Below are 12,463 nucleotides of genomic sequence, written 5' to 3' on the forward strand. Positions count from 1 at the left end.
TTTCTCCGCTTGTCCTCTGCTCCGTGTCCTGAGACACTCACCGACCAGTGAAAAGGAGTCCTTTATGTTCTTGATAAATGGCGTTGAACAGGACACGCTGGCGGCGAACGATCGCGCCGCCCAGTTTGGCGACGGCTGTTTTACCACCGCCCGCATCCAGCAGGGGCAGGTTGCGCTACTGGACGCCCATCTGCAGCGTTTGCAGACAACCTGTGAAAAATTACAAATACCATTTCACGACTGGCTGACGCTGAGCGAAGAGATGCAGCGTCTGGCGCGGCCGCACGCGCAGGGCGTGTTGAAGGTGAACCTCACCCGCGGCGTTGGGGGAAGGGGATACAGTACGGCGGGCTGCGTGTCGCCCACCCGCATTCTCAGTGTCTCTCCATTCCCGGCGCATTATGCGCGCTGGCGGGAGGAGGGCATTACCCTGACCCAGAGCCCGGTGCCCCTGGGGCGCAACCCGTGGCTTGCCGGACTGAAGCATCTTAATCGCCTTGAGCAGGTACTGATCCGCTCTCATCTTGAGCAGACGGACGCCGATGAGGCGCTGGTCCTTGACAGTGACGGGTGGCTTACGGAATGCTGTGCCGCGAATTTATTCTGGCGTCAGGGACGGGATGTATTTACTCCGCGGCTCGATTACGCCGGGGTCAACGGCATTATGCGGCAGCGCTGTATCGCACAGCTGGCACCATCGGCGTTTCGCGTTGTCGAAGTGACAGCGCGTCCTGAGGTATTGCGTGAAGCCGATGAAGTGCTGATCTGCAATGCGCTGATGCCGCTGGTGCCGGTTCGTCGCTGGGAGGAGACCGTCTGGTCCTCGCGCGAGCTTTACCATTTTTTAGCCCCTTTGTGTGAGCTGTCTGGTTAGTATGAAGAAAATGTTACGTTTTATTCTGCTGTTAGTGGTGGTGCTGGGCATCGCCGCGGCGGCAGGCATGTGGAAAGTACGCCAGCTGGCGGACAGCAAGCTGCTGATTAAAGAAGAGACCATCTTCACCCTGGAGCCCGGTACCGGCCGTCTGGCGCTGGGCCAGGATCTTTATCGCGAGAAGGTGATCAACCGCCCGCGCGTTTTCCAGTGGCTGCTGCGGGTGGAACCTGAGCTGTCTCACTTCAAAGCCGGGACCTATCGCTTCACGCCGCAGATGACGGTGCGCGAGATGCTGCAGCTGCTGGCCAGCGGTAAAGAGGCGCAGTTTCCGCTGCGCTTTGTCGAAGGTATGCGCGTTAGCGACTACCTGCGCCAGCTGCGCGATGCCCCGTACGTGAAGCACACTCTCGATGATGATAGCTATGCGACGGTGGCTAAGGCGTTAGGTCTTGAGCATGCCGATTGGGTGGAGGGCTGGTTCTGGCCGGATACCTGGATGTACACCGCCAATACCAGCGATATCGCCATCCTCAAGCGCGCGCATCAGAAAATGGTCGCCGAAGTGGCGAAGATCTGGGAAGGACGGATGGACAATCTGCCCTATGCCGATCAGAACCAGCTGTTGACCATGGCCTCGATTATTGAGAAAGAGACCGCGGTGGCGGAAGAGCGCGACCGCGTCGCGTCGGTATTTATCAATCGCCTGCGCATCGGTATGCGCTTACAGACCGATCCGACCGTGATCTACGGGATGGGCGAGGGGTATACTGGTAAGTTAACGCGTAAGGATCTCGAGACGCCGACCGCATACAACACTTATACCATCAGCGGCCTGCCACCTGGTCCTATCGCAGTGCCGGGCGAGGCGTCGCTGAAGGCGGCCGCCCATCCGGCGAAAACGTCATACCTCTATTTTGTCGCCGACGGGAAAGGGGGCCATACGTTTACCACAAACCTGGTCAGTCATAACCGTGCGGTGCAGGACTATCTGAAAGTACTTAAGGAAAAAAATGCGCAGTAACTATATCGTCATCGAGGGGCTGGAGGGCGCCGGGAAGACCACCGCACGTCAGCTGGTGGTGGAGACGCTGCAGTCGGCAGGTATTCACGATATGGTGTTTACCCGTGAGCCGGGGGGCACTGTCCTTGCCGAAAAACTGCGTAGCCTGGTGCTGGATATCCAGTCCACGGGTGATGAGGTCATTAATGATAAAGCGGAAGTGCTGATGTTTTACGCGGCACGCGTCCAGCTGGTGGAGACCGTGATTAAGCCCGCGCTGGCCCGCGGCCAGTGGGTGATCGGCGATCGTCACGATCTGTCGACTCAGGCTTATCAGGGCGGCGGCCGGGGAATCGACCGTACGATGCTGGCGATGCTGCGCGACGCGGTACTCGGCGATTTCCGCCCCAATCTGACGCTGTACCTCGACGTCACGCCGGAAGTGGGGCTGCAGCGCGCCCGGGCCCGCGGAGAGCTTGATCGCATTGAGCAGGAGTCCATGAACTTCTTCAATCGCACCCGCGCGCGCTACCTTGAGCTGGCCGCTGCAGACCCGTCGATCCGCACGGTTGACGCGACCCAGCCGCTCGACGCCGTCGCTCGCGACATTCGCGCCACGATCGCCCAGTGGATGGCGGAGCAACCGGCATGAAATGGTATCCGTGGCTGCGCCCGTCGTTCGAGCAACTGGTCGGAAGCTATCAGGCCGGACGAGGCCACCACGCCTTGCTGTTACAGTCTCTGAGCGGGATGGGCGGTGAGGCGTTGATTTACGCGCTGTGCCGCTTCCTGATGTGCCGCCAGCCCGAAGGACATAAAAGCTGCGGCCGCTGCCATAGTTGCCAGCTGATGCAGGCCGGCACACATCCCGATTACTATCCGCTGATCCCCGAAAAGGGCAAGAGTGCGCTGGGCATTGATGCGGTGCGCGATGTCAATGAAAAGCTCTATGAGCGCGCGCGCCTCGGTGGGGCGAAAGTGGTGTGGATTAGCGATGCCGCTTTGCTGACCGATGCCGCCGCCAACGCGTTGCTGAAAACGCTGGAGGAGCCGCCGGAGAATACCTGGTTCTTCCTCGCCTGCCAGGAGCCGGCGCGTCTGCTGACGACTCTGCGCAGCCGTTGTCGCCTGCACCACCTGGCGCCGCCGTCGGAGTCTTATGCCCTGGCCTGGCTGGAGCGAGAGGTGAACCTGCCGCAGGAGTCACTGTTGACCGCGTTGCGTCTGTGCGCCAGCGCGCCGGCCGCGGCGCTCGAACTATTACAGGAACCGCAGTGGACGGCGCGGCAGCAGCTGTGTCAGGCCCTGGCGGCCACTCTGGCGAGCGGTGACTGGCTGGCGTTGCTGCCGATACTCAATCATGAACAGGCGGCGGTTCGCCTGCACTGGCTGGCATCGCTGCTGGTCGATGCGCAAAAACGACAGCAGGGGATTGCCCTGGTGAGTAACCCGGACGTCTGGCCGCTGCTGGAGCAGCTGGCGCACAGCCTGCCCGCCGCCCGGCTGCAGGCGATCGCCCATGACGTCTGTACCTGCCGTGAGCAATTGCTGAACGTCGTCGGCGTCAACCGCGAACTGCTGCTCACCGAGCGCCTGCTGCGCTGGGAACATTACCTGCAACCCGGGACGGTTTTACCCGTATCCCACCTCTGAGTGAGACATTATGTTTTTAGTCGACTCCCACTGCCATCTTGATGGTCTGGATTATCAAACTCTGCACAAAAACGTCGACGACGTGCTGGCAAAAGCGGCCGCGCGCGATGTGAAATTCTGCCTGGCGGTCGCCACGACCTTGCCCGGCTACCGCAGTATGCGTGAGCTGGTGGGGACGCGTGACAACGTCGTCTTCTCCTGCGGCGTGCATCCGTTAAACCAGGACGAAGCCTACGAGGTGGAGACCCTGCGCACGCTGGCGGCGGAAGAGGGCGTTGTGGCGATGGGGGAGACCGGTCTGGATTATTTTTATACCCCGGAAACCAAAGCCCAGCAGCAAACCTCGTTTCGCGACCACATACGCATTGGCCGCGAGCTGAATAAGCCGGTGATCGTCCACACCCGCGACGCGCGCGCCGATACCCTGGCCATTTTACGCGAAGAAAAGGTGACGGATTGCGGTGGCGTACTACACTGTTTCACTGAGGACAGGGAGACAGCGGGTAAATTGCTCGACATGGGGTTCTATATCTCGTTTTCCGGTATCGTCACTTTTCGTAACGCCGAGCAGCTGCGCGATGCGGCCCGCTATGTTCCGCTGGATCGCCTGCTGGTGGAGACCGATTCGCCGTACCTGGCGCCAGTCCCCCATCGCGGCAAAGAGAACCAGCCGGCGCTGGTCCGTGACGTTGCGGAATACATGGCGGTACTGAAAGGCGTGTCGCTGGAGCAACTGGCCCAGCAGACCACCGATAATTTTGCCACTCTGTTCCATATTGACCCCGCCCGCTTACAACCTGCTTGATCTGCTTATTATTTTAAGGCTCGTAATTAATAACCAAAGCGAGTAAAGTTCACCGCCACAAAAGTGGCGGTGAAGGTTTTTTGGCAACATCTGGATACAACTTATGTAAGCTGATGTAAATTTTTACCGTAAGGCTGATTGAAACGTGATAGCCGTCAAACAATCATCCCGTTAATTATTTTACTCTGTGTAATAAATAAAGGGCGCTTAGATGTCCTGTCCACGGCACGGTTCTCCCCCCGGGCCAATGCGTGAAAACGTAAAAAAGTACCAAATACTCAGGAGCACTCTCAATTATGTTTAAGAATGCATTTGCTAACCTGCAGAAGGTCGGTAAATCGCTGATGCTGCCGGTATCCGTACTGCCTATCGCAGGTATCCTGCTGGGCGTCGGTTCCGCAAACTTCAGCTGGCTGCCAGCCGTGGTCTCCCACGTTATGGCAGAAGCAGGCGGTTCAGTTTTCGCCAACATGCCGCTGATCTTCGCTATCGGTGTGGCCCTCGGCTTCACCAATAACGACGGTGTATCCGCACTGGCTGCAGTCGTGGCTTACGGCATCATGGTGAAAACCATGGCGGTGGTTGCGCCGCTGGTGCTGCATTTACCTGCTGAAGAGATTGCGGCAAAACACCTGGCTGATACCGGCGTGCTTGGCGGTATTATCTCCGGTGCTATCGCCGCGTACATGTTCAACCGCTTCTATCGTATCAAGCTGCCAGAATACCTGGGCTTCTTTGCGGGCAAGCGCTTTGTACCGATTATCTCTGGTCTGGCCGCTATCTTCACCGGCGTGATCCTCTCCTTCATTTGGCCGCCGATCGGTTCCGCGATCCAGACCTTCTCCCAGTGGGCTGCTTATCAGAACCCGGTGGTAGCGTTTGGTATCTACGGTTTCATCGAGCGTTGCCTGGTGCCGTTTGGTCTGCACCACATCTGGAACGTTCCTTTCCAGATGCAGATCGGCGAATACACCAACGCGGCTGGTCAGGTGTTCCACGGCGATATCCCGCGCTACATGGCAGGCGACCCGACCGCGGGCAAACTGTCTGGCGGCTTCCTGTTCAAAATGTACGGTCTGCCGGCAGCGGCAATCGCGATTTGGCACTCTGCTAAACCGGAAAACCGCGCCAAAGTGGGCGGTATCATGATCTCCGCCGCGCTGACCTCGTTCCTGACCGGTATCACCGAGCCGATCGAGTTCTCCTTCATGTTCGTGGCGCCGATCCTGTACGTTATCCATGCCATTCTGGCGGGTCTGGCGTTCCCGATCTGTATCCTGCTGGGTATGCGTGACGGTACCTCGTTCTCTCACGGCCTGATCGACTTTATCGTCCTGTCCGGTAACAGCAGCAAGCTGTGGCTGTTCCCGATTGTCGGTATCTGCTATGCGATCGTGTACTACGTCATTTTCCGCGTGCTGATTAAAGCCCTGGATCTGAAAACACCGGGTCGTGAAGATACCACCGAAGAGAGCAAAGCTGGCGCAACCAGCGAGATGGCTCCGGCTCTGATCGCCGCTTTCGGCGGTAAAGAGAACATCACCAACCTCGACGCATGTATTACTCGTCTGCGTGTTAGCGTGGCGGATGTAGCGAAAGTTGACCAGGCTGGCCTGAAAAAACTGGGCGCCGCTGGCGTGGTAGTGGCAGGTTCTGGCGTACAGGCCATCTTCGGTACCAAGTCCGATAACCTGAAAACTGAAATGGATGAGTACATCCGTAACAGTTAAGACGTAGTATCGGGGAGACTAAGGCAGCCTATTGGCTGCCTTTTTTACGTTACGAGGTGAGGTTTTCTGAGGCGATAACCCTGAAGAGTATCCGGCAAATGCTTAATCCCTCAGCAGCTAAGTCTATAGTTGAATAAGAAAAACTGCTTTCAGGTTGAAAGAGAGGGAGGATGTCGCTCATACTCTTATCTGAACCTGTGCGTCCGCGTTTATCTGCAGAAGCAGGCCAGCGTATGGGATAAAACTAATAAGGAATCAGTCATGGCAGAAGAAACGATTTTCAGCAAAATCATTCGCCGGGAGATCCCGTCGGATATTGTCTATCAGGATGAGCTTGTGACCGCTTTTCGCGACATCTCCCCGCAGACACCCACCCACATTCTGATTGTCCCGAATGTTCTGATTCCTACCGTGAATGACGTCACCACCGAACATGAGCTGGCGCTGGGCCGGATGATGACCGTCGCGGCGAAGATCGCCCGCGATGAAGGTCTTGCCGACGATGGCTACCGTTTGATCGTTAATTGCAACCGCCACGGCGGCCAGGAAGTTTACCATATCCACATGCATCTGCTGGGCGGTCGTCCGCTGGGCCCGATGCTGGCGCATAAAGGCTAACGCCATGCTCAGGACCCTTTTGGGCGCTTGCCTGGCGGCGGGACTGCTGGCCGGGTGTAGTTCACATCCGGAGATCCCGGTTTCTGACCAGCAGGCGCTGGTGATGGAGTCGAGCGTGCTGGCGGCCGGGATCAGCGCCAGCGAGCCTGCCGTGGTGGCGACGGAGATTCAGGCTACCGCCTCCTCAACGCTGTATAACGAGCGCCAGCAGCCGGTCACCGTGCACTATCGTTTTTTCTGGTATGACGCCCGAGGGCTGGAGATGCATCCGCTGGACGCGCCGCGCACCATCGTGGTTCCGGCACGCTCTTCGGTGACATTGTATGGTAGCGCCAATATCCTGGGGGCGCATAAGGCCCGCCTTTATCTTTATCTGTAAGGGGTAATTATAATGATGAAAATGTGTCGCTATGCGTTAATCACAGCACTGGCGATATTCCTCGCAGGCTGTGCGGGGTTACGTGAGCAGCCTGCGCCGGTCGAAGAGGCCAAACCGCAGCCGCAGCAGCCTGCGCAGCCGCAGCCCACGGTGCCGACGGTACCGGCGGTTCCTGCCGTACCGTCGCAGCCGGGGCCCATTGAGCATCAGGATCAGCAGTCTGGTCAGCCGGCGCCGCGCGTGCGTCATTATGACTGGAACGGCGCGGTCCAGCCGCTGGTGGGGCAGATGCTGCAGGCCAGCGGCGTCAATGCGGGCAGTATTCTGCTGGTTGACAGCGTGAACAACCGCACCAATGGTACGCTGAATGCGGGAGAAGCCACTACCGCGCTGCGTAATGCACTGGCCGGCAACGGCAAGTTTACGCTGGTCTCGGCGCAGCAGCTGGGGGTCGCCAAACAGCAGCTGGGCCTGTCGCCGCAGGACAGCCTCGGCAGCCGCAGTAAAGCCATGGGGATCGCCCGCAACGTGGGCGCGCAGTATGTGCTTTACTCCAATGCCACCGGCAACGTCAACGCGCCTGAACTGAAGATGCAGTTGATGCTGGTGCAAACCGGCGAGATTATCTGGTCAGGTAAAGGTGCTGTTCAGCAACAATAAGCTGACGCGCGATGAGCTCTTGTCGCGCTTCTTCCCCCGCTATCATCCTGTCGCCTCGCTGAGCCAGAATGGCCTCAGCGGCGGCAGTGTGATTATCAGCGACGGCGACCAGCGGCACGTGCTACGTCAGCCGCACGACCCATCAGCCGCTTCCTGTTATTTCCGCCGTCAGTATCGCGCGCTCCGCCAACTGCCTGCCAGGCTGGCGCCAGCCCCGCTGTTTTACTCACCCTGCTGGATGGTGGTGGAATATTGCGCAGGGGAGGTGAAAAGCGAGTTACCGGCCTGCCCTATGCTGTCAGACTTATTGTATGACGTGCATCAGCAACCGCGATTCGGCTGGCGTGTTACCCTCGCACCGCTGCTGGCCCAGTACTGGCAGACGTGCGATCCGGCACGGCGCACGCCGCGCTGGCTGCGCTGGCATCAGCGGCTGCGCCGCCGGGGCGAGCCCCGTCCTCTGCGGCTGGCGCCGCTGCATATGGACGTCCATGCCGGCAATATTATCCACAGCGAGTCCGGCCTGAGGCTGATCGACTGGGAATATGCCGGCGATGGCGATATCGCGCTGGAGCTGGCCGCGGTGTGGATTTCCCCTCACCAGCGCCGCCAGCTGGTGGCGGCGTATGCCCGGCGGGCGGCCATCGACGCGCAGCAGCTTTGGCGGCAGGTTGTACTTTGGCGCCCGTGGGTATTGCTGCTGATGGCGGGATGGTATGAAATGCGCTGGCAGCAGAGCGGCGATCGGCAATTTATCACGCTGGCAGATGAAATATGGTGTCAGTTAGACAACGAACGTAAAGGATAAGAGAGGTCAGTGTGGGCCCAGTCATGTTGGATGTCGAAGGGTATGAACTGGATGCGGAAGAGCGAGAGATTCTGGCGCATCCGCTGGTGGGAGGGTTGATCCTCTTTACCCGTAATTATCACGATCCGGCGCAGCTGCGGGAGCTGGTGCGCCAGATCCGCGATGCCTCCCGGAACCATCTGGTGGTGGCGGTCGATCAGGAAGGGGGACGCGTTCAGCGTTTCCGCGAAGGCTTTACCCGTTTACCGGCGGCCCAGTCTTTCGCCGCGCTGCTGGGGATGGAAGAGGGGGGTAAACTGGCCGCCGAGGCCGGCTGGCTGATGGCCAGCGAAATGATCGCCATGGACATCGATATTAGCTTTGCGCCGGTGCTGGACGTCGGCCACATCAGCGCCGCGATCGGCGAACGTTCTTATCATGAAGATCCGCAGAAAGCGCTGACGATGGCGCGTCACTTTATTGACGGGATGCACGCCGCGGGTATGAAAACCACCGGTAAACACTTCCCGGGGCACGGGGCGGTGACTGCCGATTCGCACAAAGAGACCCCGTTCGATCCGCGGCCGGCATCGGTGATTCGCGACCACGATATGGCGGTATTCAAAAGCCTCATCGCCGAACAGCGTCTGGATGCCATCATGCCCGCGCATGTGATTTACCCGGAGCTCGACCCGCGTCCGGCCAGCGGCTCAGCGTACTGGTTAAAAACGGTGCTGCGCGGCGAGCTGGGCTTCGACGGGGTGATTTTCTCCGACGATCTGTCGATGGAAGGGGCGGCGATCATGGGCAGCTATGCCGAACGCGGTCAGGCGTCGCTTGACGCCGGTTGCGATATGATACTGGTCTGCAATAATCGTAAAGGCGCGGTCAGTGTGCTGGATAACCTGTCGCCGATCAAAGCAGAGCGTGTTACGAAATTGTATCATAAAGGTTCCTTTTCCCGTCAGGAGTTAAGGGATTCAGCCCGTTGGAAAACGGTGAGTGCCCAGCTGGAGCAGCTTCATGCGCGCTGGCAAGAGGCGAAGTCCGCGTAACGCTCTGCGGGGCGTTGTTGTCTGGTGAGGATGCGATGATTATCTATTTACACGGTTTTGACTCGAACAGCCCCGGTAACCATGAGAAGGTGATGCAGCTGCAGTTTATCGACCCGGACGTGCGGTTGATTAGCTACAGCACGCGCCACCCCAAGCACGACATGCAGCATCTGCTGAAAGAGGTCGATAAAATGCTGCAGCTTACCGCCGATGACCGGCCGCTGATCTGCGGCGTCGGCCTAGGCGGCTACTGGGCGGAGCGGATTGGTTTTCTGTGCGATATCCGCCAGGCGGTGTTCAATCCAAACCTGTTTCCGCATGAAAACATGGAAGGCAAAATCGACCGCCCGGAAGAGTATGCTGACATCGCCACCAAGTGTGTGACCAACTTCCGTGAGAAGAATCGCGATCGCTGTCTGGTGGTGCTCTCCCGGCAGGACGAAGCGCTGGACAGCCAGCGTTCCGCCGATCTCCTGCACCACTATTATGAAATTATCTGGGATGAAGAGCAGACCCATAAATTTAAAAACATCTCGCCGCACCTGCAGCGGCTGAAAGCGTTTAAAACCCTCGGTTAAGCCTTTTCCCCTGTCGCCAAACCCGCGCCGTGTTCACCGCGCGGGTTTTTTTATGCCTACACTTATTGGTTTCGCTGAAAAAATACGCGACAAAACTTGATGCATATCAATTTTGGTATGACCAATGCACCGTTCATGGTATTCTCGACGGTGCTGAATGGTTTCATTGACGTAACTTGTTGTTAAATAAAGGCTATTATCATAACTTTTATTTAACAATTGGTTAATAATTTTAGGGGTACACATGACTACGCCATTGAAAAAAATCGTAATTGTGGGTGGCGGCGCTGGCGGACTGGAACTGGCAACTCAGCTGGGGAAAAAGTTAGGGCGCCATAAAAAAGCGAAAATCACCCTGGTGGACCGTAACCACAGCCATCTGTGGAAGCCGCTGCTGCATGAAGTGGCGACCGGTTCTCTGGATGAAGGTGTCGATGCGCTGAGCTATCTGGCCCATGCCCGCAACCACGGTTTCCAGTTCCAGCTGGGCTCGGTGGTGGATATCAACCGCGAAGGGAAGACCATCACCCTCGGCGAGCTGCGTAATGAAAAAGGCGAGCTGCTGGTGGCTGAGCGTAAACTGCCGTACGACACGCTGGTGATGGCGTTGGGCAGTACCTCGAATGACTTCAACACCCCTGGCGTGAAAGAGAACTGCATTTTCCTCGACAACCCGCATCAGGCGCGTCGTTTCCATCAGGAAATGCTCAACCTGTTCCTCAAATACTCCGCCAACCTGGGTGCCAACGGTAAAGTGAACATCGCCATTGTCGGCGGCGGCGCCACCGGCGTGGAACTCTCCGCTGAACTGCATAATGCGGTGAAACAGCTGCACAGCTACGGCTACAAAGGGCTGACTAACGAAGCGCTGAACGTCACGCTGGTCGAGGCGGGCGAGCGTATTCTGCCCGCACTGCCGCCGCGCATTTCCGGGGCGGCGCATAATGAGCTGACCAAGCTGGGCGTACGGGTGCTGACGCAGACCATGGTCACCAGCGCGGATGCAGGCGGTCTGCACACCAAAGATGGCGAATATATTGAAGCGGATCTGATGGTCTGGGCGGCCGGGATCAAAGCGCCAGATTTCATGAAAGAGATCGGCGGCCTCGAAACCAACCGTATCAATCAGCTGGTGGTCGAGCCGACGCTGCAGACCACCCGCGATGCGGATATTTTCGCCATCGGCGACTGCGCCTCCTGTGCGCGTCCGGAAGGCGGCTTTGTCCCTCCGCGGGCCCAGGCGGCGCACCAGATGGCTACCTGCGCGCTGAACAACATCCTGGCGCAGATGAAAGGCAAACCGCTGAAGGCGTACACCTATAAAGACCATGGCTCGCTGGTGTCACTGTCCAATTACTCCACCGTCGGCAGCCTGATGGGTAACCTGATGCGCGGCTCGATGATGGTGGAAGGGCGTATTGCGCGCTTCGTGTACATCTCCCTGTACCGTATGCACCAGATCGCCCTGCACGGCTATTTCAAAACCGGCCTGATGATGCTGGTCGGGCGTATCAACCGCATCATTCGCCCGCGTCTTAAGCTGCACTAATACGCTGTCTTTACCCGGAGCCGCCCTGACGGCGCTCCGGGCTCTTCTGCTGAAACCGCGGCGATCCCGCTCGGAATCCTCTGAATCCCCTTGATTTGCTGCAAATTCTCGCACTTTTCATCCGCTATCTGATTTGCGCCCTCCCGGCTCCGGTTGCAAAATTGTATCAACAGCAACAAAGGAGGATCTCCCGTGAATAAATCTATGTTGGCGGGTATAGGGATAGGCGTGGCTGCCGCGCTGGGCGTTGCAGCTGTCGCTGGTCTCAACGTGTTAGATCGCGGCCCGCAGTATGCGCAAGTGGTCTCCAGTACACCGATTAAAGAAACCGTGAAAACGCCGCGTCAGGAATGCCGCAATGTCACGGTGACCCATCGTCGTCCGGTCCAGGATGAAAACCGTATCGCCGGTTCGGTACTCGGCGCGGTGGCCGGTGGGGTGATTGGCCACCAGTTTGGCGGCGGTCGCGGACGTAGTGTAGCGACGGTGGTGGGTGCGCTGGGCGGCGGCTATGCCGGCAACCAGCTGCAGGGGGCGATGCAGGACAACGATACCTACACTACCACCCAGCAGCGTTGTAAAACGGTATATGACAAATCCGATAAAATGCTGGGCTACGATGTGACCTATAAAATAGGCGATCAGCAGGGGAAAATCCGTATGGATCACAATCCTGGCAGCCAGATCCCGCTGGACAACAACGGCCAGCTGGTCCTGAACAACAAAATCTAAAAACAGATTTATGTAGTGATTAGCCCCTCAATCGCTCAGG

At 58.2% G+C, this 12,463-nt stretch carries 14 protein-coding genes; all 14 read left to right on the plus strand.

From position 1 onward, the window contains the following. Positions 1 to 64 precede the first annotated feature (64 nt). The 14 genes from pabC (at position 65) to NKJ21_RS00265 (ending at position 12,423) form a co-directional block, all read left to right on the plus strand. The gene (gene pabC, locus NKJ21_RS00200; protein ID WP_110216747.1) at positions 65 to 874 is read left to right on the plus strand and encodes an aminodeoxychorismate lyase; all 810 of its coding nucleotides are present in this window, start codon (positions 65 to 67) and stop codon (positions 872 to 874) included. 1 nt (position 875) lies between these two features. Next, a complete protein-coding gene (gene yceG, locus NKJ21_RS00205) occupies positions 876 to 1,898 on the plus strand; it encodes a cell division protein YceG (RefSeq protein ID WP_008805989.1) in 1,023 nt (340 codons plus the stop codon). Next, the gene (gene tmk / locus NKJ21_RS00210) at positions 1,888 to 2,529 is read left to right on the plus strand and encodes a dTMP kinase (protein ID WP_016160618.1); all 642 of its coding nucleotides are present in this window, start codon (positions 1,888 to 1,890) and stop codon (positions 2,527 to 2,529) included. Before yceG ends, tmk begins: the two co-directional genes overlap by 11 nt. Next, positions 2,526 to 3,530, plus strand: a complete 1,005-nt coding sequence (holB, locus tag NKJ21_RS00215; RefSeq protein ID WP_012968571.1) for a DNA polymerase III subunit delta' — start codon at positions 2,526 to 2,528, stop codon at positions 3,528 to 3,530. Before tmk ends, holB begins: the two co-directional genes overlap by 4 nt. Positions 3,531 to 3,540: 10 nt before the next feature. Beyond that, positions 3,541 to 4,335 (plus strand): metal-dependent hydrolase, encoded by a 795-nt coding sequence (locus tag NKJ21_RS00220; protein ID WP_008805992.1) that lies wholly within the window; start codon positions 3,541 to 3,543, stop codon positions 4,333 to 4,335. Between the two features lie 296 nt (positions 4,336 to 4,631). After that, positions 4,632 to 6,065, plus strand: a complete 1,434-nt coding sequence (gene ptsG / locus NKJ21_RS00225) for a PTS glucose transporter subunit IIBC (protein WP_008805993.1) — start codon at positions 4,632 to 4,634, stop codon at positions 6,063 to 6,065. Positions 6,066 to 6,326: 261 nt separating this feature from the next. Then, on the plus strand, positions 6,327 to 6,683 hold the full coding sequence (gene hinT / locus NKJ21_RS00230; protein WP_254732595.1) for a purine nucleoside phosphoramidase: 357 nt from the start codon (positions 6,327 to 6,329) through the stop codon (positions 6,681 to 6,683). 4 nt (positions 6,684 to 6,687) lie between these two features. Then, positions 6,688 to 7,062 (plus strand): YcfL family protein, encoded by a 375-nt coding sequence (locus NKJ21_RS00235; protein WP_002900683.1) that lies wholly within the window; start codon positions 6,688 to 6,690, stop codon positions 7,060 to 7,062. 21 nt (positions 7,063 to 7,083) lie between these two features. Beyond that, the gene (lpoB, locus tag NKJ21_RS00240; protein WP_162493324.1) at positions 7,084 to 7,722 is read left to right on the plus strand and encodes a penicillin-binding protein activator LpoB; all 639 of its coding nucleotides are present in this window, start codon (positions 7,084 to 7,086) and stop codon (positions 7,720 to 7,722) included. Continuing rightward, positions 7,703 to 8,530 carry a thiamine kinase gene (gene thiK, locus NKJ21_RS00245; RefSeq protein WP_022065356.1) on the plus strand — a complete coding sequence of 276 codons (828 nt, stop codon included), beginning with the start codon at positions 7,703 to 7,705 and terminating at the stop codon, positions 8,528 to 8,530. The genes lpoB and thiK overlap by 20 nt, the downstream gene beginning before the upstream one ends. A 23-nt stretch (positions 8,531 to 8,553) precedes the next feature. Continuing rightward, a complete protein-coding gene (gene nagZ / locus NKJ21_RS00250; protein ID WP_162494430.1) occupies positions 8,554 to 9,564 on the plus strand; it encodes a beta-N-acetylhexosaminidase in 1,011 nt (336 codons plus the stop codon). A 35-nt stretch (positions 9,565 to 9,599) separates the two neighbouring features. Beyond that, positions 9,600 to 10,142 (plus strand): alpha/beta hydrolase YcfP, encoded by a 543-nt coding sequence (gene ycfP / locus NKJ21_RS00255; RefSeq protein ID WP_002900775.1) that lies wholly within the window; start codon positions 9,600 to 9,602, stop codon positions 10,140 to 10,142. 244 nt (positions 10,143 to 10,386) lie between these two features. Beyond that, positions 10,387 to 11,691, plus strand: coding sequence for an NAD(P)/FAD-dependent oxidoreductase (locus NKJ21_RS00260; RefSeq protein ID WP_008805997.1), 1,305 nt, complete (start codon positions 10,387 to 10,389; stop codon positions 11,689 to 11,691). Between the two features lie 192 nt (positions 11,692 to 11,883). After that, positions 11,884 to 12,423 (plus strand): glycine zipper 2TM domain-containing protein, encoded by a 540-nt coding sequence (locus tag NKJ21_RS00265; protein ID WP_008805999.1) that lies wholly within the window; start codon positions 11,884 to 11,886, stop codon positions 12,421 to 12,423. Positions 12,424 to 12,463 lie beyond the last annotated feature (40 nt).

Origin of the sequence: Klebsiella sp. SWET4 (assembly GCF_024296565.1) — a bacterium.
Lineage (GTDB): Bacteria > Pseudomonadota > Gammaproteobacteria > Enterobacterales > Enterobacteriaceae > Klebsiella > Klebsiella variicola.

Excerpts from the sequence above, each read along its gene's own strand:
- pabC (WP_110216747.1), top strand. The coding sequence starts at position 65 with ATGTTCTTGATAAATGGCGTTGAACAGGACACGCTGGCGGCGAACGAT.
- yceG (WP_008805989.1), top strand. The coding sequence starts at position 876 with ATGAAGAAAATGTTACGTTTTATTCTGCTGTTAGTGGTGGTGCTGGGC.
- tmk (WP_016160618.1), top strand. The coding sequence starts at position 1,888 with ATGCGCAGTAACTATATCGTCATCGAGGGGCTGGAGGGCGCCGGGAAG.
- holB (WP_012968571.1), top strand. The coding sequence starts at position 2,526 with ATGAAATGGTATCCGTGGCTGCGCCCGTCGTTCGAGCAACTGGTCGGA.
- NKJ21_RS00220 (WP_008805992.1), top strand. The coding sequence starts at position 3,541 with ATGTTTTTAGTCGACTCCCACTGCCATCTTGATGGTCTGGATTATCAA.
- ptsG (WP_008805993.1), top strand. The coding sequence starts at position 4,632 with ATGTTTAAGAATGCATTTGCTAACCTGCAGAAGGTCGGTAAATCGCTG.
- hinT (WP_254732595.1), top strand. The coding sequence starts at position 6,327 with ATGGCAGAAGAAACGATTTTCAGCAAAATCATTCGCCGGGAGATCCCG.
- NKJ21_RS00235 (WP_002900683.1), top strand. The coding sequence starts at position 6,688 with ATGCTCAGGACCCTTTTGGGCGCTTGCCTGGCGGCGGGACTGCTGGCC.
- lpoB (WP_162493324.1), top strand. The coding sequence starts at position 7,084 with ATGTGTCGCTATGCGTTAATCACAGCACTGGCGATATTCCTCGCAGGC.
- nagZ (WP_162494430.1), top strand. The coding sequence starts at position 8,554 with ATGTTGGATGTCGAAGGGTATGAACTGGATGCGGAAGAGCGAGAGATT.
- ycfP (WP_002900775.1), top strand. The coding sequence starts at position 9,600 with ATGATTATCTATTTACACGGTTTTGACTCGAACAGCCCCGGTAACCAT.
- NKJ21_RS00260 (WP_008805997.1), top strand. The coding sequence starts at position 10,387 with ATGACTACGCCATTGAAAAAAATCGTAATTGTGGGTGGCGGCGCTGGC.